The organism is Pseudoalteromonas sp. PB2-1 (assembly GCF_045040605.1).
Lineage (GTDB): Bacteria > Pseudomonadota > Gammaproteobacteria > Enterobacterales > Alteromonadaceae > Pseudoalteromonas > Pseudoalteromonas arabiensis.
Window position 1 is genome coordinate 1118702 of the sequence record NZ_CP090667.1, and the last position, 23859, is coordinate 1142560.

The 23859-nt window shown below is 41.5% G+C and carries 17 protein-coding genes and 1 pseudogene; 8 read left to right on the top strand and 10 right to left on the bottom strand.

Annotation, left to right across the window (positions count from 1 at the left end; all coding sequences use genetic code 11):
• Positions 1-38: 38 nt before the first annotated feature.
• Positions 39-2408 (bottom strand): TonB-dependent receptor domain-containing protein, encoded by a 2370-nt coding sequence (locus L0Z67_RS05165; RefSeq protein WP_237127694.1) that lies wholly within the window; start codon positions 2406-2408, stop codon positions 39-41.
• A gap of 247 nt (positions 2409-2655) precedes the next feature.
• On the opposite strand from L0Z67_RS05165, the gene L0Z67_RS05170 reads away from it, so the two are divergent.
• The 4 genes from L0Z67_RS05170 to L0Z67_RS05185 all read left to right on the top strand — a co-directional run bounded on the left by L0Z67_RS05170 (position 2656) and on the right by L0Z67_RS05185 (position 7618).
• Positions 2656-3912, top strand: a complete 1257-nt coding sequence (locus L0Z67_RS05170) for an MFS transporter (RefSeq protein ID WP_062570430.1) — start codon at positions 2656-2658, stop codon at positions 3910-3912.
• 68 nt (positions 3913-3980) lie between these two features.
• The gene (locus tag L0Z67_RS05175; RefSeq protein WP_062570431.1) at positions 3981-4454 is read left to right on the top strand and encodes a VOC family protein; all 474 of its coding nucleotides are present in this window, start codon (positions 3981-3983) and stop codon (positions 4452-4454) included.
• A 68-nt stretch (positions 4455-4522) separates the two neighbouring features.
• Complete coding sequence (locus tag L0Z67_RS05180) at positions 4523-5833, top strand: DASH family cryptochrome (protein ID WP_405128544.1); 1311 nt, start codon at positions 4523-4525, stop codon at positions 5831-5833.
• Positions 5834-5950: 117 nt separating this feature from the next.
• The gene (locus L0Z67_RS05185; RefSeq protein WP_405128545.1) at positions 5951-7618 is read left to right on the top strand and encodes a diguanylate cyclase domain-containing protein; all 1668 of its coding nucleotides are present in this window, start codon (positions 5951-5953) and stop codon (positions 7616-7618) included.
• Between the two features lie 70 nt (positions 7619-7688).
• Here the strand turns inward: L0Z67_RS05185 and L0Z67_RS05190 are convergent, their stop codons facing one another.
• The 7 genes and pseudogenes from L0Z67_RS05190 to L0Z67_RS05220 all read right to left on the bottom strand — a co-directional run.
• Positions 7689-9572, bottom strand: a complete 1884-nt coding sequence (locus L0Z67_RS05190; protein ID WP_405128546.1) for a propionyl-CoA synthetase — start codon at positions 9570-9572, stop codon at positions 7689-7691.
• A gap of 118 nt (positions 9573-9690) precedes the next feature.
• Positions 9691-10077, bottom strand: a complete 387-nt coding sequence (locus tag L0Z67_RS05195) for a hypothetical protein (RefSeq protein WP_405128547.1) — start codon at positions 10075-10077, stop codon at positions 9691-9693.
• Positions 10074-10379 (bottom strand): hypothetical protein, encoded by a 306-nt coding sequence (locus L0Z67_RS05200; RefSeq protein ID WP_062570436.1) that lies wholly within the window; start codon positions 10377-10379, stop codon positions 10074-10076. The genes L0Z67_RS05195 and L0Z67_RS05200 overlap by 4 nt, the downstream gene beginning before the upstream one ends.
• 281 nt (positions 10380-10660) lie before the next feature.
• Positions 10661-12700 (bottom strand): S9 family peptidase, encoded by a 2040-nt coding sequence (locus L0Z67_RS05205; protein ID WP_062570437.1) that lies wholly within the window; start codon positions 12698-12700, stop codon positions 10661-10663.
• 79 nt (positions 12701-12779) lie between these two features.
• Positions 12780-14012: a TMEM143 family protein gene (locus tag L0Z67_RS05210; RefSeq protein ID WP_193988521.1), complete on the bottom strand. Its 1233-nt coding sequence runs from the start codon at positions 14010-14012 to the stop codon at positions 12780-12782.
• A gap of 568 nt (positions 14013-14580) precedes the next feature.
• Complete coding sequence (locus tag L0Z67_RS05215; RefSeq protein WP_193988522.1) at positions 14581-14826, bottom strand: hypothetical protein; 246 nt, start codon at positions 14824-14826, stop codon at positions 14581-14583.
• A pseudogene (locus tag L0Z67_RS05220) lies at positions 14813-15136 on the bottom strand (hypothetical protein); the annotation flags it as partial. The pseudogene L0Z67_RS05220 and the gene L0Z67_RS05215, both read right to left, overlap by 14 nt.
• A 574-nt stretch (positions 15137-15710) precedes the next feature.
• On the opposite strand from L0Z67_RS05220, the gene L0Z67_RS05225 reads away from it, so the two are divergent.
• Complete coding sequence (locus tag L0Z67_RS05225; protein ID WP_062570441.1) at positions 15711-16619, top strand: GGDEF domain-containing protein; 909 nt, start codon at positions 15711-15713, stop codon at positions 16617-16619.
• A 58-nt stretch (positions 16620-16677) separates the two neighbouring features.
• Complete coding sequence (locus L0Z67_RS05230) at positions 16678-17262, top strand: YqaA family protein (RefSeq protein WP_130151173.1); 585 nt, start codon at positions 16678-16680, stop codon at positions 17260-17262.
• Positions 17263-17346: 84 nt separating this feature from the next.
• On the opposite strand, the gene L0Z67_RS05235 is transcribed toward L0Z67_RS05230, so the two are convergent.
• Both L0Z67_RS05235 and L0Z67_RS05240 read right to left on the bottom strand, forming a co-directional pair.
• A complete protein-coding gene (locus tag L0Z67_RS05235; protein ID WP_237127692.1) occupies positions 17347-19275 on the bottom strand; it encodes a phytase in 1929 nt (642 codons plus the stop codon).
• A 57-nt stretch (positions 19276-19332) separates the two neighbouring features.
• A complete protein-coding gene (locus L0Z67_RS05240) occupies positions 19333-21633 on the bottom strand; it encodes a TonB-dependent siderophore receptor (RefSeq protein WP_237127691.1) in 2301 nt (766 codons plus the stop codon).
• A 284-nt stretch (positions 21634-21917) separates the two neighbouring features.
• Between L0Z67_RS05240 and L0Z67_RS05245 the strand changes: the two genes are divergently transcribed.
• Complete coding sequence (locus L0Z67_RS05245; RefSeq protein ID WP_062570445.1) at positions 21918-22835, top strand: GGDEF domain-containing protein; 918 nt, start codon at positions 21918-21920, stop codon at positions 22833-22835.
• Positions 22819-23817: an AraC family transcriptional regulator ligand-binding domain-containing protein gene (locus tag L0Z67_RS05250; protein WP_193988525.1), complete on the top strand. Its 999-nt coding sequence runs from the start codon at positions 22819-22821 to the stop codon at positions 23815-23817. The genes L0Z67_RS05245 and L0Z67_RS05250 overlap by 17 nt, the downstream gene beginning before the upstream one ends.
• Positions 23818-23859 lie beyond the last annotated feature (42 nt).

The window sequence follows — 23859 nt, forward strand, 5'->3', positions numbered from 1 at the left end:
ACATAACTGCATGCTGTCTATTTTCAGAGAGTTAAAAATTAGAAGTAAGCGGTAACGCCAATCCAGAAGTTACGACCTTTATCTTTCACGTTGTAGTCGTCTGTGAATGTTACTTCACTAACTACACCGCGACCTGTTAGGTACTCATATTCACCATCACCATTTAAGTCGGTATAGCTTGTGCTATAAGACGTGAAGTCTTCGTCTAATAGGTTGTTTACACGGGCATTAATTTGCACGTACTCATTTACATAGAACTGCGCACCTAAGTTAAGTAGATTGTAGTTTTTATAGTAAAGAGCTTTGTCGTGTACGTTATCCCAACCGCGGTAACGATCTGAACGATATACACCTTGAAGGTACAGGTTCATAAAGTCAGTGGCTTCCCAGTTTAGGGTAAGGTTAGCCATATGCTCAGCTGAGTTAGTTAATGGCTGACCTTCTTCTGGACCGCTCTTTTGTTCGCTATCAGTCCACGTATAGTTACCGTTAATCGATACCGTTTTAGTGATAGTATATTGGCCTGCAATTTCAACACCTTGTAGGTCTACTTCATCGATATTGATTTTTTGGCTGTAGCTATCGTAGCCAAGTTGATCGTACTGACCTAAGTTCACACAAGGGCGAACATTGTTCGTTTGCTCACAGCTTAAAATAGTATCGCCGCGGGCTATTTTGTCTTCAAACTTGGTGTTGTAGTAAGTCACATTGATATTGTGATCGCCGTCTAAAGAGTTCCAGTAAAGTGCGATTTCTGAGTTCACACTGGTTTCTGGCTCTAGATCTGGGTTACCCGCAAATGGGCTTGTACCTTGGCCACCAAACCCGGTGATACCGTCGTAAAGATCGGTTGTTTGTGGTGTTTTATAACCTGTACTCACACCCCCTTTTAACGTCCAAGTATCTGATAAGTTGTATACACCGTAAACGCGAGGTGATACTTGGCTGCCAAATACATCATGGTCATCGTAACGAGCACCTAATGTGAAGGTAAAGTTGTCTGTTGCCATCCAGTTATCTTCGGCAAATACCGAGTACATGTTTTGCTCTTGTACTTGACCTGCTTGGTCACTTTCAAGGCCAAATACGCCGTCTTTTAACTCGCCGTCGATAAGTTGGCCACCCATTGCTAGGTTATGGCTACCAAAACGCCCTGTAATTGGAATATCAAAACGTAAGTCATAGGTGTATTGGCTGCTTTCAAGTGGACGAGCAGGGCGTGGTAAGAAGGTTTCTTCTGCTAAGTCTTTACGTGCCTGCTCATCTAACCCTTCGTATTCGCCAGTACCATCGTACATAGCTTGCAGCTCTAAACGCTCGCTTACACTAAGTGGTAAAGTACGGCCGTTATTTTGTGTATCAACATAAGAAACAGAGGCCTTAACGGTCGCCCATTCAAGCTCGCCATCGTAACTGAGTGACCACCATTCACGGTCAAACTCTTGATCAGCTGCATAACCAGCACGCGGGTTAACTTGACCACGGCGGTCTTGCCAAATTGATTCAATATTGTCTTTTGTGCCAAGTGGGTAAGTAATCGTGCCCGATTCAATGTCGTAGCTAGGCGTGTTGTCATACACTTGGCTTGAGTTATCATAATCAAAACGTAGATGATGAGACTCAAACGGGGTATAAGTTAAAGTAAAACCATACTGCTCGTTTGTGTTATCGACTGTACGACCACCACTACCAAAGCCAAGTGAGCGAACATGTACAACACCATTCGGATCCGTTGCTGGTTCGAATGTTGGCGATGATGCTTGTTGTTCATATACACTGCCGCGCACACCTAAGCTTAATACGTCTTTGATAAGCGGACCCATCACACTAAAGTCAGTGGTAATGTCATCACCAAAATCATCGTTTTGCTGTAATGAACGGCTAAATGAAACAGCACCGCTCCAGCTATCAGTGTGCTTTTTAGTGATGATATTAATTACACCGCCAAGTGCATCAGCACCATAAAGCGTTGATGCAGGCCCGCGAATAACTTCAACACGTTCAATGGCATCGACCGGTGGTACGTGGTTAAACGCGTTGCCACCAAAATTGTTTGGGTAAATATCACCATGGTTATTTTGGCGTTTACCATCAATCAATAACAGGGTGTACTCGCCTGTTAAACCACGCATACTCACACTGCCTTGGCCCGTTTTATCTCGTGTCGTGCCAATGTCGATACCTTCTAAGTACTGCACAGCATCTAGCACTGATGTAAATGCATGAGATTTTATATCTTCGTTAGTGATGATAGAGATACTTGCGGGCGCTTCAGTTACTTTCTGTTCGAAGCCCGTTGCAGTGATGACTAAGTGTTCCATATCTTGCTTAGGCTTAGCATCGTCAGCAAACGCTGAAAACTGAGCTGCAATAGCCAGTGTTAATAAGCTTGGTTTGATTGATTTCATTGTAGGTTCCAGTTCTTTTTATAAGTTATCCATTTATTGGACGTGCGTATGGTACAGAAATGGCGAATACAATCAATAATAATTTCTATTTAGATTAGTCTTTTTCAAGTTCACTTAACGGTATTCTCAATAAAGTTGCGTTAGTTTTTAGCTAATTAATACGCTGTTACAAACAAGTTTAGATTAAATGCCCAAGGCTGATTCAGTTCCTGTATAGTGTTTAATCATCATCATAAAAATTAAAATAATGAATTCAGATATTTCTTTAGCGCGCTTTAAGCAGTTTCCTGTGCTTATGTGGATCTTCTTATTTGGCTCGTTCATTACCCGTGGCAGCTATTACATGGTGTGGCCATTTCTTGCGGTGATCTTGTACGAAAAGTTTGCTTTAACAGCAACAGAAGTTGGTTTGGTGCTCACCAGTGCTGCCGTGATTTCGGTGTTTACCAGTTTTATTGGCAGCAGCCTGTCAGATAAAGTGGGCCGGCATACATTGATGTACATCACAGGTGTGTTGTACATCGTTTCTTTCTCGCTGTTGGCTGAGGTTGAAACCGTGGCAGGTTATGTAATTGTGATGACCATGTGCTCGATTGCTACTGCGCTTTGGCGACCGTTAACCAGTGCGGCGATTGGCGATATTATTGACGATGCGCAAACTCGCGAGCTGGCCATGCAGTCGCTCTATTTTATTGTTAATGTAGGCTGTGCTGTTGGCCCATTAGCAGGCGTATGGTTAGGTTTAACTGGTGAGCAGTCGAGCTTTTATGTTACCGCAGGGGCATTTGCTATCTTATTGGTGCTACTTGTTTGGGGTTTCAATTTTAGTCATAAAGCAGCAAAAAATACTGCCGCAGTCGATGAACTTGAAGAGAAAAAACCAGCAGAGCAGGGTCAACAAATTCTGCGTATTTTATTGGCTGATAAGCTGCTGCAATGTTTAATTTTAGCCAATATTTTGTGCATGTTTATTTATGCGCAAATGGATAGTTCACTCATACAATACCTAACTCGTGCAGAGGCTCCTGACTTATTAGCACTGATTTCTGCATTGATATTTACCAATGCATTGGTGATCATCTCAAGTCAATTTCTGCTGTTAAAAATGATGGCGCGATTTAGCCTAACGGTGCGAATTCAAATTGGCTTGGTGCTACTAATGGTGTCGCAACTTTGGCTAGCACTTAACCCAATAGATTTATTTTGGGGCTGGATTGGTGCGATAGTTGTGATGAGTTTGGCCGAAACCATTTTATTTCCGACGATGAACGTTCACCTTGATAGGCTTGCACCTTCTCATCTTCGTGGTGCGTACTTTGGTGCCGCTTCGTTTTATGATTTAGGGTTTGCTTTAGCGCCGCTCGGTGGTGGTTTAATTTTAGATTATTACAGTGGTCCAACTTTGTTCTTTGTAGCGGGAGGGCTTTGTCTTGTAGTGATTTATTTATATGCCATACTCGAAAAGCTACCTAGGCCCAATTTTGCAAAGCCATTAGCAAAGTAAATTTATAACGTGAAATTGCACAACAGCTGCTACCTTTATAAGTCACACATTTAACGTTGAGGTGTAATATGGCTGTTTCTGCAATTCCTAAAGGTTTCCATGCGGTAACCCCGTATCTGGTTATAGACGGTGCCACTAAGGCGATAGAGTTTTACAAACAAGCATTTGATGCCGAACTTATAATGCAAATGCCTTTACCAGATGGCGGAGTCGCTCACGGCGAAATAAAAATTGCTGATTCTCATATCATGCTATCTGATAACTGCCCTGATATAGAATTTAAGTCTCCACAGCAATTAGGGGGCTCTCCAGTGAGTCTTATGCTGTATGTTGAAGATGTTGATGCGGTATTCGCAAAAGCCTTGTCGCTAGGCGCAAAAGAGCTGCGCCCTGTGCACGACCAATTCTATGGCGACAGATCAGGGACGTTAGAAGACCCGTTCGGTCATATTTGGACTATAGGCACACACAAAGAAGATCTTACTGAGCAAGAGCTTATGCAACGCATGAGTGAGTTGATGAGTAAAGAGCAAGATGCTTAAACTTTCTGGCAGATAAAACTAAATAGCTCATTTACGCGTATCATTATTAAAATAATATGAGCGAAACCATGAAAGAGCGTGTTTTATACTGGCTACAAAATGATTTACGGCTGATTGATAATGTCATCTTGTCTGACTTAGCGGCGTTTCAAGGCGAACTTGATTTAGTGTTTGTTGTCGAGCCGCGTTGGTTCAAGCAGAGTAATTATCAATTAAAACCCTATGGCGAGCAAAAGTATCGGTTTTTACTTGAGAGTCTGCATGCTTTTGCTGATGCACTGGAAACAATAGGGCAAACCTTACATGTTATAACTGGTGAGCCTGAAACCGTTATTAGTCAGCGGTTAAAACAATACGCTATCAGCAAATTAGTTTGTACAGAGCAAGTCGGTTACTACGAGCAAAAGCAGCTAAGTAAAATCAGCGAGTTATGTCCAGATGTTACCGTAAAAACCTATCAGCAAGATACCTTATTTACAGAACGAGACTTACCATTTCAGCTTCATAATTTGCCTAAAAACTTTACCGCCTTTCGCAAAAAAGTAGAGTCTGAGCCAACATTCGTTGCGGCTCCGCTTGAGGCAGTATCTCAACTGCCACATCCTGTACAGCTATGTCCAGAAGATGTGATCCCTGAAAGTTCAGCTCAATCGGGGCGTTTTAATGGTGGTTTAGTTGCAGCCCAGCAGCATTGCAATGACTACTTCTCATCTAAAGCACCCAGTAGTTATAAAGAAACACGTAACGAGTTAGACGGCTTTAGCAATAGTACAAAATTCAGTGTTTGGCTTGCCAGCGGTACAATAAGTGTTAAGCAACTTTACCACGAGGTTGCCAAATACGAACAAGAAAATGGTGCTAATGAGTCAACCTATTGGATTAAGTTCGAGCTACTTTGGCGTGAGTATTTTAAATGGTATGCGAAGTTGTTTGGTGCAAAGCTGTTTCGTTTTAAAGGGCAAAAAAAGTCACCTCCCTTACATACATTTAACAGTCACCGATTTTTAGCTTGGTGCCAAGGCAGGACACCATTTCCACTAGTGAATGCAATCATGAACGAACTCAATGCAACAGGCTATATTTCTAATCGTGCACGGCAAATTGCAGCTAGTTGCTTAGTTAATGAGTTTGCAGTGGATTGGCGATATGGGGCTGCCTATTTTGAGCAACAGCTTATTGATTACGATGTGGCTGCGAATTGGGGGAATTGGCAATATATTGCAGGTGTGGGTGTTGACCCTCGGGGCGGTCGCCATTTCCACATAAATAAGCAAACAGCCTTATATGACCCGACGGGACGTTACATTCGTAAATGGGACGGAGAAAGGCAAACTACACCGACTATTGATAATACCGATGTGGTTGATTGGCCTATTTAACCCTTGATTTGCGCTAAATCAAACATTCAATTTTCATTTTTAGAGTTTTTAACCTTTGTTATCTAAAATAATAAATAAGGCTTGCTTTTTCGTGCTAGCCAGATAACAAGGCATGCTATGACATTCAGTGATGGTTATGAAAAAATAAAGTCCCAATTAGGCTTTGATATAGCAGAGTCAATATTAGAGTGTGGTGACGCAGGCATTTGGCTGTGGAACGTACAAACAGGTGAAACCGTTTTTAATGAAAAATGGGCAAAAATTATTGGTTTTTGTTTAGCTGATTTACAACCTGTTTCAATTGAAACGTGGTTAAACCACGCTCATCCTGATGATTTACCCCGTTCACAAGCATTATTAGAAGCACATTTTAATGGCCTTTCAGAACGTTATATCTGCGAAGCTAGGATGAAACATAAAAATGGGCATTGGGTAAAAGTTCTCGATAAAGGTCAAGTAAAAAGCTGGGATAAACATGGCAAACCTGAGTGGATGTTTGGTGTACACATTGATATTACCGAGCAATGGCAAAAAGAGTGTGAAGTAGAATCCTTACATAATAAATTACAAAGGTTTACAGATAACTTACCTGGCTTTGTGTATCAGCACGTTATAGATAAACATGATAACGAATCATTTCCTTTTGCCTCTTCTAAAGTGAAGGACATTTACGGCTGCTCTGCTGAGCAAATTCTTCAAAACGCTGAGCTGGCCATGCAAGCTGTCCATCCTGATGATCTGGAACGTGTTGAGCAAAGTATTGCAGATTCAAAAACAAACCTCACTCAATGGCATCAAGTGTATCGTATAAATCACCCAATAAAAGGGGTTATTTGGGTTGAAGGAAAGTCATCACCAATTGCTCAAAGTGATGGCAGTATTGAGTGGAATGGCTATTTAGAGGATGTGACAGATGAGGTTAAGCGTAATGAAAAAATAAAATTACTTACGGCGGTTTTTTCGACAACGAGTCGGGGTATTTTAATTACCACTCCCGCGCCTAAAATTGTTGATGTAAACCCCGCATTTGAGCGTATAACGGGTTATAAAAAAGAAGATGTTCTAGGTAAAAGCCCCGCAATTCTTTCAGCAAAACAACAACCCGCAGAGTTTTATGCAGCTATGTGGAAAGAGTTGCTATTGTCAGGCCGGTGGCAAGGAGAAGTATGGAACAAGCGTAAATCGGGCGAGGTGTTTCCTGAAATGTTGTCGATTGATGCTCTTTACGATGAAGCGGGCTGTGTTAGTCATTATATTGGTGCGTTCGATGATATTTCTTCGGTCGTCGAAAAACGTCAGTTTTTGACAGAACTTGTAAATCAAGATCCACTGACAAAATTGTTGAACCGGCGAGGCTTAGATATTCAGTTACATGCTTTTATGCAAGATAAGCAAGGCACACAGCACTTTGCAATTATCTATATTGATTTGGATAATTTTAAACTGATTAATGATACGTATGGTCACGAACAAGGCGACAACTTACTAATTACAATTAGTGAGCAGCTATTACTTCAGCTGCGAGAACAGGATATTTTAGCCCGTATTGGCGGAGATGAGTTTGTGGTTTTACTGCCATCACTCTCATCTTTGAAGCCATGTAATGAAGTCGCTATGCGCTGCACAGAGGCCGTTAAACGCGCAGCTAAAAAGTATCACACGTCTTATCCTGTGAGTGTAAGTTATGGTATTTCGCTATATCCAATTAATGGTAATAGTATTAAAACTTTGCTTCAGCATGCAGATACGATGATGTATAAAATGAAACAGCAACATAAAGTATAATATGTTTAGAATAGCACAAGGAAGAAAGGCCTTTCACAACAAGGCCTTTGGGTAACATTACAAAAGCAAATCAGCGATTGTGTAGTTGTTGGTTGATTTCATCAAAAATGCTTGCATCATCGATGGTTGAGGGAATTTGCAACTCTTCACCATCGACCAATTGGCGCAAGTTCTTTCTAAGTATTTTACCTGAACGGGTTTTCGGTAGGCGTTCAACGTGCAAAATATTCTTTAAACAAGCAATCGCTCCTATTTGATGCCTAACCGAATGAATAAGCGCTTGCTCCACCTCTTTACTGTCGCCAAGGTAGTCATCTTTTAGCACAATCATTGCCATTGGCAGTTGGCCTTTTAATGTATCGTTAACGCCAAAAACGGCACACTCAGCTACAGCAGGGTGGGCTGCAACAATCTCTTCCATTTCGCCGGTGGATAAGCGATGTCCTGCCACGTTAATAACATCGTCTGTGCGTCCCATAATGAATAAGTAACCGTCATCATCAATGTAGCCGCCATCACCAGATAAGTAAAAGCCTGGGTACTCACTTAAATAACCCGCTTTAAAGCGCTCATTATTTTGCCAAATAGTGGGTAAGCAACCTGGCGGCAAAGGCAGTTTCACTACCACAGCCCCGTTTTCGTTTGGTGCGCAACGCTCGCCATTCATATCTAAAATTTGTACATCAAAGCCTGGGGTAGGCACCGTCGAGCTCCCAGGCTTTGTAGTAAGCTGTTCTATACCAATAGGGTTGCAAGCAATAGCCCAGCCCGTTTCAGTTTGCCACCAGTGATCAAGTACTGGTAATCCGGTGTGTTCTTGAAGCCATTCGTAGGTGGGTGGATCTAGCCGTTCACCCGCTAGAAATAAACGCTTCAATGACGACGTGTCGTACTTTTTAAAGCCTTCTGCGTTAGGATCTTCTTTTTTTATTGCTCTAAATGCTGTTGGGGCACTAAAAAGTGCTGTGACATTATATTCGGCAACAACTCGCCAAAAGGCACTGGCGTCAGGTGTTCTAATGGGTTTACCTTCGTACAACACGGTTGTACAGCGATAAATTAATGGGGCATAGACTATATATGAATGACCGACTACCCAGCCGATATCTGATGCAGCCCAAAAAACCTCACCAGGCTTCATGCCATACACAGTTTCCATGCTGTAATGCATAGCTACCGCATGACCGCCATTTTCTCTAACAACGCCTTTGGGTGTACCTGTTGTGCCAGAGGTATAAAGAATATAAAGGGGATCGTCCCCATTCACTGCAACAGGCTGCGCTTGTGGTGCATTTTCACTTGCCGATTGCCAATCAATATCACGGCCATCTTGCATTGTCGCAATAGCTTGTTCACGTTGAAACACAATGCAGTGTTCGACTGGGTGTTTTGCATTGTCTAATGCTTCATCGAGCAGAGGTTTGTATTCAATAATGTGATTAATTTCAACGCCGCAAGAGGCAGTCAGCACCAGCTTTGGCTTCGCGTCGTCAATACGTACAGCAAGTTCATGTGGAGCAAAGCCCCCAAACACCACAGAATGTATTGCACCAAGGCGTGCACACGCTAGCATACCAATCACTGCCTGTGGGATCATGGGCATATAAATAACGACTCGATCGCCTTTTGTCACACCAAGGGATTGCATGAGCCCCGCAAATTGAGCCACTTGAGTTTGTAGCTCGCCATAACTGTATTGTTGTTTAGTGTTGGTAACTGGGGAGTCGTAAATAAGCGCAGTTTGCTCAGCAAATCCTGCCTCGACGTGCTGGTCTAGGGCTAAGTAGCAGGTATTCAACTTGCCATCGGCAAACCAGTGATAAAAATCGTTTTTGTCATATTGATACGGTTCAGTGGGTACATTAAACCATGGGATCCGTTTACTTTGCTCAAGCCAAAACTGACCTGGGTCGCGCTGAAATTGTGTATAGTGTTGTTTATATTCGCCCGCCATGATGAGGCTCCTATATTTTTAGTGAGAGATGTTTACAACATGTTAAAAATATAGGGCGCTTTTTGATTAAATAATATGCGACCTTGGTCGGCAGTCATTTAGTGTCGGGTATTAAAGACTACTCTTTCGCTGAGGCTTTGCTGCGCGGTGCGCCAAGTAAAATTCCAATGTGACAAATACATACGGACAAAAATGCACTTAACCCTAATGCGCCGCCATAGCCATTTAATAGCGGCACTAAATACTCAAATAATATTGAAAAAAGCAATGCCGAGATAGCGAGTGTAAAAATTCCAAAGCGTTTTGGGGCACTCATACCAATAAACGTACCGCCAAAAAAGGCAACGCTGTACAGCTCAACATCTGGCGTAACAAAGTACAGTACACAATATGCAATAATTGATAATGATGCAGACGCTCTAATACCGTCAAAGCGATTATGATGAGCTAACAAGTAGGTTGCAAATGCTGCCAGCACAACAAGTGATATGATGACTGAGTTCATGCAACAACCCCTTTAGCTAACATGTAAAGTGCAACACTGGCAAACGCGATACTGCCTAATCGCCCACCAAAGCCAGCAAATAGGTTCATGGTTAAAATGTATAAGCATGCACCTAAAAATGAAATAAGCCCAAGCTCCCAATAATTCGCAATTAAGCTTGAAGAGCACATACCCGCGAAACTACCCGCATAAATAGCTGAGTAAGGGTGTGACTTAAAATACCTTGGAAAAGGAATAAAGGTACCTAGTAAACCAGTCCCCGCCGCTGCAACAACAATCGGTACGTTAAACTTGTCGTGCAATATAAAGCTTAAAAAGCAGCCACAAAAGAAACAAATATACTTAACTAAAAAAAAACTAAAATGAGAGGACAGGGTATGAATATAAAGTTTAGAGGAATGTCGAAAGTGCGGCTTGAGCGGTTTCATACTTACTTTTAGGTAGTTATAAAGGAGCTAATTTTCACATTTTCTACTCATAAAGTACAATGCGAAAAAGCGCAGTCGATTGGCAGCGTTCAACTTGCGCTCAGTCGTAATTATTTTTAAGCAGGCGCGAGAGCAACGCGCCTGCTCTTAAGAAATTACTTCTGATACTGCTTGAACCACGCAAGTGTGTATTCAATTTTTGAGATCATACGTGAAGGGCGACCTGCAATCCCGTGAGGTGAACCAGGTACACGAATAAGCACGGTATCTACTTTTTGCAGTTTTAGTGCTTGATAGAATTGCTCTGATTCTGAAATAGGCGTACGGCGGTCTTCTTCACCTGTCATAATAAGTGATGGCGTGGTCACGTTACCCACTAATGAAAGCGGTGAACGTTTCCAATAGTGCTCAACATTGTCCCAAGGCATACCCGGAAATTGGTTACGAATTTGGCCAATATAGCTGTCGGCTGTCAGGGTTTTACTTAACCAGTTGATCACCGGTTTAGTAATCGCCGCAGCATTAAAGCGGTTTGTTAAACCAACTGCATAAGCCGTTGCAATACCACCCGCTGAACCACCAGCAATAAACAGGTTATTTTTATCAATAAAGCCCTTTTCAATCATCGCATCAACCGCTGAGTTATGATCGGCAAAATCTTCCTCTGAGCTGTATTTACCATCAAGTAATAGCGCAAAGTCTTTACCATAACTTGTTGAGCCACGGTAATTTACATACACAACTACGTAACCTTCTGCGGCATAGCGTTGTAACTCAGCGGTAAAACTTGGGCCATACGCAAGGTGCGGGCCGCCGTGAATTTCAACCATCAGTGGGTATTGTTTGTTTTCATCAAAATCAGGAGGGGTGATATACCAACCTTGGATTGCTTGGCCATCGAACTGAGACTTCACATTCAACTCGTGTACTTTACCAAGCTTTTTATGGCCTAATACATCTTCATTTAATGACGTAAGAGTTTTGCTTTTACCTTTGTAAAGATAACCTAGATCAGCAGGGCGGTATTCACTGCCTGTTGTAAAAGCAATGGCCCCATTATTTGCCATACTAAAACTACCACTAATATACGGGCGGCCAATTGATGTACCCGAGAGTGTGTCTGTTAAGTCAGTGACTTTGCCACGACTTGAGACCTTAGCCAGTTTACGCTTACCAAAGTCATCATACTGAATGATAAAATCGCCATCTCCAGACCACTTATAGTCTGCAACTGAGCGGTCTAGCTCCTTGGTTATATGGTTGACTGACTTATCGTCTAAATCAAGCATTGAAAGGGTTGAATTAATGTAAGGCACAGGGGCATTGTCGCGAGCGATAAATGCAAGCTCGTCGCCATCTTCACTATAATGAGGATTGGTTTCTCGCCCTGGTTGGTCGGTTAGCTGAGTTAGTTCCGCTGTGTTGATATTAATTTCGTAAAGATCAGACTCGGTCGTACGGTATTCCCATTCACTATTTCGATCTGCTGAAAACGCGAGTTTTGTATTATCAGGGCTCCATGCGAGTGGACCACGATGTTGATAGTCGCCCGTGGTTAGTTGACGAGGTGTGCCACCCGATACAGGAATAACAAATACATGTCGGTAGGCAGGTTCAAGCATACCCGCACCATCCGCTTGATAACGTGCTTTCTCGATTACTTTTACAGGTTTTGACCAGTCTGCGCCTTTTGGTTTTTTAGGGAGTTTGACCGATTTAGCAAAGGCTGTTTTGCCTTCTGGGATATTCATTGTAAAGGCGATTTGCTCTGAGTCATGAGACCAAGTTAAATTGCCAACTGATTTTGGAAGCTGAGTTAAGAGGGCTTGTTTGTCTTGCGCTAACCAATAAACATGTAATTGATTAGAACCACTTACATTACTGGTAAAAGCAATTTTTTTGCTATCCGGTGACCAAGTCGGTTGGCTGTAACTGTGTTCATCAGCGAAAAGAGGAGTGTGCTGACCTGATTTTAGATCGTATAGCCAAAAGCTACGTTTATTACCATCTTTCATGATGTCGTAGCCGCTGCGTACGTAGACAATTTTTTTCCCATCAGGACTAATTTGTGGGTCGCCAGCGTACTCTAATTGAAAGATATCCTCAGAAACAAACTTGTCGTTTGCATAAACAGGGGCCGTATTTGCAGCACATAGCAAGCTGGCCCCGATTATCATTGTTTTTTTAAATTGCATGGTATGGTCTTTTTTATTTGGAAAATTTCATCCTAGAAGTAGACTTTTATTCACGCAAGCTCAATGAGATAAAGTAGCATTAACCAAAGGTGAAAAATCCATCCCAGCGCGCATCTAAACGTTGCTTTGCTGTTTTTAAATCAACCGCTTGATATAAACCTTGGGTTTCTTCAACAAGGTTGAGCTTGACGAGTTTGCTAAGTGCATCGTCAATTTCAAAGTCGAGTTGGCATTGCTGAGTGCTGTAAAACCATGCTTCAATGCGCTGATCTAATTGGACTGAGCTAATTGCTTCATCTGCTTTGAGTAAAAACGTATAAGCGAGCAGAGCTTCTTTTACATCTTCCTCTTCGGCTGCATCTACTAAGGTATGAAAAACGCCCGCATTGTTATCGAGATTTTTAAAATATAAGTTATCTGCCAAGGCTTTCATAAAGCGAATTTTACGGTTTTTAAACTTGCTCCATTCCTTAAAAATAAAGCTGCCAAATACACCCATACCAATAGCAAAAGTAATAAAGTGCTGTTGGCTCATGTGCACTTCTTCGCTGCGCCAGCCTCCCCAAAAAGCAATCATGGCAATTAACAGTAAAATAGATGCACCTAATTTAGTAACCAATACCACAGTTCCGCCTACCAAAGCTGAAGAGCCAATAATAAGTTTATCGATAGGGCGCATTTTCACTTCGCTATTTGGAAATAGCATTTCCAAGTCAGCTTTTGGAACATTCTGAAATAGCTTAACAATGGTTGAGCTAGGCTCAAAACCCATAGGCTTTTTGCCCTTCTCTAAAAAATATTGTTCATCTTTAAAGCGAATGAATATGGCAACGCGATCGTAATTAGTAAACTGAACTTGCTTTTTTCTTAAGCCCCACCAAGTACGTAGCGTTTCTGTTTTTTGAGATTCTCCACGGCGATAGAACACCACTTCGGCAAAGTCAGCAAACTCCACAGCTAAACGTACTTTAAAAAGCGATTCTTCATTAAGTGCTTCTTGTAAGTCCTGATTGGTGATGGTTTCATAATTTGCTGCATTAAGCACAGTGGCAAACTGTTGCGCGAATTTAGCTTGGTGCGCTTTACGTGTTTTATCGTCAATCGGGTTTAATAAACGTGTGTCTGCATTGGGATCAAACGGGGCATAGTTATTTTTTAATGACTCTAATAAGTCATGGTATTGGTAATGAATAACACTTTGCAAAATAGTCGAAAATTCAGCGAATGACTGATGATCCGCTTCGTTTAGATAGGCTTGGCACAGGGAGATAATGTCGTATTTACGAAAAGGAATAAAGCGAGCGTTCGTCATTTCTAAATAGCGTGTTATTAAATATGGTTGGCATCATAAAAAAATAATCACGTAAATGCGATATTTTAAACAGAATAAGGCTTAACTTGGGCTGTTGGAGCCTGATAACTAGGTATGTGCTGTGAGTTACAATAACTATAGACTATCTATAATTATGTTAAAAAATGCTTAAAATTGTTTTTACAGGTGTTTTTCACTTAGTGACGTTTGCGGTAAAGTGGTGAACTAACCGCAAACCAGAGTAAAGCGAAAAATGTCCTGATGATAAACATTTAAGCTCTACTTATTTCGCTTCACAACAGACGGGATTGCCCAAAAAAGTATACAAATTAAAATAAAAAGTGAAATTGTTAAGTATATATTTTCAAAAGAAACCCAACATAGGAATGCAATTATAGCCGCAATATAAAATACAAATTGCTCTACAAATGCGTAAAACACTTTTAATGTATTTTGGAAAAAAACCTTCATTTACAAAGCCCCTTTAGATCAATGTTTTCAGGACGAAGACAAAACTCTGATACAGGCACTGGTGCGGGGGAAAGAGCTGTTAACGCATTCATTTTGACTAGCTTTTTAACTCATCGTAGGGTGGGGATAGTAGTTCTTCTAAAGGGATATTGACGTTTCCTTCTGCTTCTGCTTTTTTGTATAGTTTAACCAATTGACATAGTTGCCTTTCATACATAAAAATACATTCTTGATAATCATCAAGATCGACAGTTTCTGATTGCGATAAAAATTCATAGTATTTGATAGCATCTTGTAATGCTTGAATGCACACAGACATCATTCGGTGATCAGGAGTTTGCATGTTTTCTAACCTGTATTCTAATTCCGGCATCTCTCGCTAATTCATCTAGCGCGTCTAAAAACTCTGTTACTGGCATATCGTAATTTGGGGAAATTGAATAATGCCATACAGGTCCATTATCCTTTGTCTTTTTTCTGGGGATAACATGGTCTTTTGTGATGATAAGCCTATTTCTGATAGGGGTTCCTGCGGGGATTATAAAATACTCCCATTTTTTGTAGCCAAACATACCATCAGTATTTACAACTGAAGTACCTTTACCTTCCTCAGATTTGACATACTGTTTTCCATTAACCTCTGAGTTGTAAACCTCAACATCAGGCTCTCAAATCTTACCATTTTGAAGTCTTTTTCGAGCAAGGTCTGGATACAGTGGGTTTGTCTTGATGTTAACCTCATCAATATGTAATCCGCGCCAGAGTGTAAGGTCATGATCCGAGCGGTATATTTTCTCAAGATCACCACGCTCAATTATAATGTTTTCCATTGTTCTCATATAGATCTTCCTGTATCCATGAAGCTTAAAAGTGCCAACTCCCGCTAGAGCAAAATTCGATTGGATGGATGACAAAAACTAGCACTTACTTTATTTACCCGCTTAAACAAATTAGCAGCATTGTTTATCAATAACAATGAGATTATGTTTGTTAGAAGCGGAGCGTTCAAGACAACTGTGCCACAAGTAATATCCTACAAGCGCTAAGCAGATCCCTTTAAGCTCATTGGTTCTACTTTAGGTAATTTAAATCATCCTGAAGGATTGCTTTTAGATTAATTACTCCATTCCAAATACTGTTTTTATCTGAAGATTATTGCAATTTTCTGTACTTATTTTTGCTCTTTGTTACTGTTTTACTCACTTGCCGTCATGGTGGTTGTGCTTGATGAAAAAAACAATGATACCAGTAGAGGGCGGTGTTAATTCACCACCGGCTTCAAAACGATTAAAACAATGCTTTATTAGCCTATTCATTATTACTCTGTTGGGTATTGTTGTTGGTTATTTGTCGATTTACCATCACCTCGAAGCAGACATTTACATAAATGGTGTACTCTCTGATGTTATCAACTTACTAATTCTGATTTTTATCTTTTCGTTTGTGCAAACCTCGGCAGTTGTCAAAGTCAGTTATCTATTTCTCAGTAGTGGTATATTTCTATGGAGTATCGGCTTAACGTTTGATTTTTTAGATGAGTTTGTTTATCAGCCTAAGTGGATAGGTATTTACGTTGAAGACATGTTTAGAACAATCGGTATGCTGATTACGGGAGCAGGGCTTTTTTTGGCGCTATCAGATCTCTCTAAAGCATATAAAAAGTTAGCTGACGAACTAAAAACAGATGTACTAACCAAGGCTTATAACCGCCGCTATTTCTATCATTTCATGCAGCAAAACCAAATAAAAAAGCATAGTCTGGCAATAGTGGACATTGACCACTTTAAAGCAATCAACGATCAATATGGGCATGACGTGGGCGATCAAGTGTTAATTGATTTTGTTGATAGATGCCAGCAGAAGCTAGACCCTGCGATTTTATTTGCCCGTATCGGAGGTGAGGAGTTTGCCCTTTTTATACCTACAGATGATGTGTTACAGCTAAAGCAAATATGTGAACAATTAGTGTGCTTAGCAAATAATGTAATGGTTACGTCTAATAAAGTATTAAGCGTGAGTGTAGGCTCCGCGACAAAGCGTCATGCAGAGACTTTTGGCTGTACGATGAAGCGTGCCGACCAAGCGTTGTATAAGGCTAAAAATGCAGGGCGAGGACGCTATAGCCACTCTTTGTAAGGGACGGTTAAGGATTTTTGCTGTACGCTAAAACGAACACGACTCTTAAGGATAGATGATGGCAATAGGAAAAAAGCTTAAGCAAAAAACGCGGCAGTTTGTTGATTCTAAACATATGCTTAAATCGATTACGGTGGCATCCTTTTTAGAGTCAACCATAGTGCCTATCCCGTTAGAAGCGGTGCTTGTTCCTTTAATGCAAGCGCGCCGTGAAAAACTCTGGCTTATTGCGCTAATGGCGACTGTTGGTTGTATTATTGGTGCAGTATTTGGCTATGCCTTGGGTTATTATTTGTTTGATATTGTTGGCGATTGGGTCATAAATACCTTTTCGAATCCAGAGCAGTTCGAACAAGTGAAGCAAAAAATGCAGTCACAAGGTTTTTGGTTTGTTTTAACGTTAGGTATTGTGCCCATTCCGTTTCAGATTGCGATGCTCGCTGCTGGCGCCACGAAATACTCCATTGTATTGTTTTTATTAGCGACGGTTATTGCCCGCTCAATACGGTATTTTGCTTTAGCTGCCGTAGTATATTATGCGGGTAATCAAGCTGAACGTATTATTCAAAAGCATAAAACCAAAGCGTTGGTAGGTATCTCTATTCTGGTCTTGTTGCTTTGGTGGTTAAGTACACTGATTTAATCCTTAGCGCTTGATTTACTGTAAATTATAGAAATAAAAAAGGTGCTGAGTTACCTCAGCACCTTCCTAAGTTCTGCAACTTCATTATTTAAGTGCTTTTTTTACTTCACGCCAGTCAATAATTTTAAAGTTTTGCGGCGCTTGTGGCATTCGGTTATACCCATCTTGCACTATGAGTACACCTTCAGGGTAACCAGGTAAAGATGCAGGTGTAACGGTTAAGCCATCAGTTTCTGATACACCGTCAATGGTTTGTTCAAGGTTATTGCTTATTGCAAATTTACCCGCAAATTCAAGGCTAGGTGTACTACCATCAATTATTTTATAGAGCACATATGTATAGTCACCTTGGCTAGAAACCACTAAATAACGGGCATCTTTAGCGTGGTAGATTTCCATGCCTTCGATATCATCCACCAGTATATCGTTTACTGTTTGTAGCATAACAGGTTCACTGCCAGCGTTTGGCTCAGCACCTATAAACCAAATACCTTCATCTTCTTCGCCTAAGAATAGCTCTGCGGTTGTATCATCAGCACTACACCCCTCAGGTTGGCTTGGAACACTAAATTCACGTACTAGTTGTGCTGATACACCCTCATTATTACCAGTTAGTTTATATTGTTGAAAAAGCCCCGATTTATCATTCATAAACACATAGTTGCCTGTGTTTGATGAATACATACACATACCGTAAATTTCTTTTAGAGTAGTTGGCAGCTCAGCTAAGTGTTGTACTTTATTTCGTTTATCAACGGTATACACACTAATACTGTTATAAGTACGATTACTGCCTGCTATCCACGTATTTGTAGAGTTATCAATGCTTGAATGTTGGCGTACATCTACATTATTTAATCGGCCTGTTTCCAATGCTTGTAGTTCTTTGCCTGCAAGGTCGTATACCATCAAGCCACGACGTTTATCAGTACCCAGAATTAAGCTGTTAGCTGCATTATTAGGGTTAACCCAAATAGCAGGATCATCGGCGGCATCACCAAAAGCACGCACTGCATCGGTTTGTGCTTGTGCATGGATATAAGTAATAGCCGTTGTTTTAGCCTTGTTTTGTTGCTCTGGCAGGGCGTCGATTTGCCCCTTAAGATAATGACCTGATTCATCATCGTAAAGCACGATATCGGCTTGATTGTTGTTAAAGCGTATTGCAGCAGATTCGATTGCAAATTCATCTGCAAATTGCCAGTTGTTAAAGCGCTTTGTTTTGCTCTCAAGGCGGTGCAATTGGTTATTTTCTGAGGTCGTGAACCATAAGCTACCGTCACTTGTTGTTGCTAAACCGCCAACCTCTGGGGCTAAAGTGCCAAATGGTGCCATCATAGCAAGGGGTTTTTTATCGGCACGAGATTCGGCATCAGCGTTAATTTGCCAAATGCCTACTTCGCCTTCACTTACATAAAGGGTTTTACTGTTATCATCAACCGCACAGCCTGATGTTTCACTAACCCCTGCAAATTCGCGCAATTCAATATTTAATGAGCGCTTATTTTCAATATCAAATACTAAGGTTTCACGAATAAGACCACGAGCGTCTGCTACAAACGCCGACACAGCTTGAGTCGTTGGGTTTGCAAATAAGCACACTGCCTCTGGTTTTGCTTTTGGTGGTGTAATACGGCTAATTTCAGTTAACTGCCATTTCGGTGTTTTTTGTAAGCTAAAAATAACCGCTTGGTCAGTTTCGTTATCAATACTTGCAACGAGGTAGTTATTATTATTGATTGATTTAACAGATAAGGCTTCAAAATTCCCTTTTTTAAGAATATGCGTAGCGCCTTTCGCATCTATCAGTTGTAAGCCTTGGCTTTGTGAGCTTAATAGCCAAGCGTCATCAGCAATGGCTGCTGCTTGTGAGCCTTGCATATTTTCAGTTGTGCCAAAGGCAGTTAATTGGTTTTTACTTGGTGCCTCGGTTGCCGTTGTTTGGCTACAGGCTGCGAGGGTGCTTAGCAATATTGCACTGGCAGCAAGGTTTAGTGGTGTTGTAAAATTCATGGGATCCCCAATTATAAAACAAGGCAGCAGTGAGCTGCCTTAATAACTCTTTGTGTATTAAAACGCGTAGCGCAGCATTAACTGAATGACTGGGCCTGCTTCTTCAGATTCCAGTTCATACTCGTCAAAGTCGCGGTTGATTTGGTCATCAACGGTGTCGAACTTGTTAAAGCTCTCGTCTTTGCTTGCATCTAGTAGGTTTGAGCCCACTAGACGAAGCGTGACGTCTTGCCAGCGTTTTTCTACGAATACTTCAAGGTCTGCGCCGTAGTGTGTAGTCACTTCTTCACCCACGATACGACCATAAGCATCACCTTGTTTACGGTAAGTTGCACCGAATGAAGCGCCTAAATCAGGTAGGTCTTGAATAAAACCAACGTTAAATACATAGTCAGATTGGTCGTTAAATTTACGGCTACCAAAGGCGTCATCTACTTCTGAATCAAGCCATGAGTAGTTAAAGAATACCCCAGTGTTTGGCATGCTAAGGGCCGAAAGAGGCGTTGATAAGTCAAGTTCAACCCCTTTCACAGTACCATCACCTGTGTTACGTGGTTGCAATATATAGGTGCCTTCGCCTTCTGAGCCTTCTACGCCAGTATTAGCAATTTCAATCAGGTCAGAAACATCACGGTAGAATACATTGAGTCCTACTACGCCGCTTTTGCCTAAGCGATACTCATAACCAAGGTCCATACCCCACGATGATTCTGGCTGAAGGTCTGGGTTACCTAAAAAGTCGTTATCACCTAATTCTTTTTCAAGTAGAGCTGGGGTGATGTAATCAAAATCTGGGCGGCGCAGGCTGCGTGCAACTGAGGCACTTACACGGCCGTTTTCAGAAACGTTGTAGCGTAAATGGGCTGACGGTAAGAAAAAGTCGTAGTCATTGTCTGCTGTTACACCTTCAGTTTTATCGGTAATGTTTGAGTCGGTTGACTCATAACGCACACCCATTTCCCACGAGAAATCTTGATCTTCGTGTTTTACCAGTGCAAACACATCTAAGCGGTCTTCTTCAAGTGTATTTACACCGCCAGCCGCTGCTTCAAACTCGTTGTTAAAGCCTGCCAGCGACAGTGGGGTTTTGCTGAACTGATCCCAGCTTGCAAAGTTTTGTTCGCTTTCCCCTTCGGCTTGATAAACCGCCGTATCACGTTCTTTACCTTGTAAAAACGCACCAAATTGAATGGTTTTATTTTCACCCGCAAATAGGCTGTGTTGCCATTGCAATGACCACTCTTTATCGTCGATATCAACGGTTTCTTCCTCTTCTTCGAATACCATAGGAAGTTCAGAGGTATCAATTTCTACTTCTTGTTCGTACACAGACTCTTCAAAGCGTGCAAACCCTAATTTGAATTTACTGGTGCCACCAAAAAGTGGTAGCTCATAGCCTGAGTTAATGTTGTAGTTGGTTTGATCAATGTAAGATACATTGGCATTGTCGGTTTCAAGATTCCCCCCTTCAACAATCGAATTGCTGGTGGCGGTTGGGTCGTCGTATTCAAATGAACGTTCATCTTCTGTTCGGTCTGTATCAACCCAAATAGCGCTTATATCGAATTTACTGCCATTATCAAAGGCGATTTCGTAGCTGGCATTGAGTGAGGTATCGTCACCGTCGCGGGTGTCGGTTTGATCTTCGCGGTTATCAAACTCTTCCGTTTGATAATTGGCGTTATTTTCAGGGCTGTCGCCATAGCGTCGGCTTGATTTTTGTTTTGGGTTATAACGGCCTTGTAAGTTTGCGCCAAGTAATAAGCGACCACCTGCAAATTCAGTACCGTAAACGCCTGCAAAGCTTTCTTTTAATTCGCCATCATCATAACGTAGGCCACCCGCACGCAAATAACCACCATCTAAACTGTAGCCATCACGAAGAACGATGTTTAGTGTACCTGCAATGGCATCGGCTGAGCGGTTTGCACTTGATGCACGAATAATTTCTACACGCTCAATGAGCTCTGCAGGAATGCGGTCAACAAAAAATGAGCGGTCTGCACCTGCGCCTGGCACTTCTTCGCCATTAATAAGCACCTTAGTATAAGCAGGGCTCAAGCCTCGCATACGTGCTCCATCTGATTCTAAAACGTCAGACAAAAACGTCACACTTGGTACACGCTTCAATGCGTCACCTGCGGTAAGTGGCTCAAAACGCTGGAAGTATTCTTGCGAATACTCAAGTGTGGGGGCAAGTTCTTGTGAACGGTTGCGATAACCAATTTCACCATACACAACAAGCTCTTCTGAGACTTTTACTTTTTTTTCATCTGCCGTTTGTGCATCTTGTGCATAGGCACCGAATTGGCATAAGGCGAGAGCGCTGACTAACGCCTTCGTTTTAAATTGTTTCATGGGGTTGCTCCTGATTGTCCTTGGTTTGGAGAGCAAACTACCCAGCTTAAATGACGCAAATGTGACAAAAAACCGCTAACAACCAGTAAAAACAAGCAATTAAAGGTGTTTTGAAAGCATTTTGAGCTGCAATCACCCCATTCAATTAAAGTAAATACAACGCTGAAAGGGGTTAAAAAGGGAGCATTGTCGTTTTGCTGTCACATCATTGAGCTAATATGACCCTGCTGCTTTAAATGCTAACGGGTTAGCATGGCAGTGTGATTTATTGTTAGGTATAGAAAATGCGATTTAACCCTTTTACTCATCATCGATTGTTAACCAATGTTGTGATTGCCCTGTTTGTAATTGCATTTTTGCTAAGCGCACAAGCAGGGGAGTTAAAACCACTTGCCGACATTGCATGGTTAGATATTTTAGGTGAAGGTGGCATTGTGTTGATGACACTGACATGGATTGCAGCACTGCTTATTTCAAGGCCTCCCAGTAAAGTCACCAGTTTTTTAGTTTTGGGGCTTGGGCTTTTTATGTTTTCAGCTTCTCTCGATTTATTTGATGAATGGCTGCATCAGCCCACTAATACTTGGCTTACTTGGATCGAATCTTTACCTGCCCCTGTAGGGATGATTTTTACAAGCATTGGTCTCTATCAATGGCACAAAGAGCAATATGTATTAAATCGCCAACTAAAACGTCGTGAAGCAATGCATCGCGAGCATGAGTTAGTGTGCTCGATAACAGGGCTTTACAAAGCCAATTATTTGCAAAGCGTACTGAAAGATCAATTAACCGTGCCACAACCCTTGCAGTTGGCGGCAATTGATATTCGAGACTTTTCAAACTTTAACGCTGAATTTGGCTTTATGGAAGGCGATCGCTTATTGAGCGAAGTAAGCGAACTGGTGTTAATGAACTGTCGCTTGAGTGATGTTGTGTGCCGCTATGCAGGTGACTGTTTTATGGTGTTGATGCCAAATACAACTGAACAGCAAGGCAAAGAGTTGGTAACGCAAATAATCGCCGCGCTGACACATTGTGCTTTTAAAGTTGAAGGCGCTAAACAGGCTAAGTTTCAACATGTTTCGTCTGCTTTAGTGAGCCGAAAACAAGATGATTCAGCGCACAGTTTGAGCGCTCGCTTGCATACCCAGTTACAACAACAAAAACAACAAAGAGTGAGTCATAGTGAAGCCGTATCTTAATCAAGATGACAAATACCTCACTGCACAGGGGCTTATCACCACGCTAGTAGAGCTTGCTTTGAGCCGTGGAGTGGAGCTTCATAAATTGCTTAGAGGCACAGGGGTGTTTGAGCAAGACTTAATGAGCGTGCAACATCAGTTTAGTATTTCACAGCAAGTACGTTTACTGGCTCAATTTAAGGTGTTGATGAAATCCGCTGACAGTGGGTTTTTGCTTGGCAGCCAGCTTGCTAACGATACCTCCGTTGCCGCCCAAGGCGTACTGCAAAGCCAAAGTATTGGTCAGGCACTTAAGCAATTACACACATTGCGTATGCAATTGGCTCCGTTGTTGTTTAGTTATAGTTATCTACACAATGAGCAATATCATATTGTGCTGCAAAACGCTGTCGGCCTTGATGATGAAATGAGCCAATATGTTATGGAAATTTACAGTGCAGCGTTTTATCAAACCCTTAAAAAAGTAGCGGGCGAGCGTATTCATTGCCAATTTGACTTTGCTTATAAACGTGCCAGACATAGCCAAGAATACGAGCAACATCTAGGCTTAAAAGTTGCGTTTGAAAAGCCAATAACGCAATGGATATTAAATAAAGAAGTATTGCGAATGAAAAATCCTGCTTTTAGTAGTTTTCGTTTTTCGCAAATTAACTCACAGCTTGCAGCATACAATTATGCCAATACAACGTTTGTCGAGGCTGTAGGGCGATTAATTTATCAAAATCCTGCTCTTAACTTAGAGCAAGTGGCCTGTGCTTTTGCTATGAGCTCAGCAACCTTTAAACGTAAACTTAAAGCGCATAATGTGCGTTTTTCAACATTGTATGATGAGCAAAGTAAGCGTAAAGCGATTTACCTGCTTGCCATGCGTAAGCAATGTAATGAGCAAGTGGCTATGCGCTTATCGTTTTACGATATAGCAAACTTTAGGCGTGCGTTTAAACGCTGGACAGGGATCACCCCAAGCCAATTAAAAATTTAGTTTAAAAATAAATTTATTGAGTAGCAGTTATTTTTATAAAGC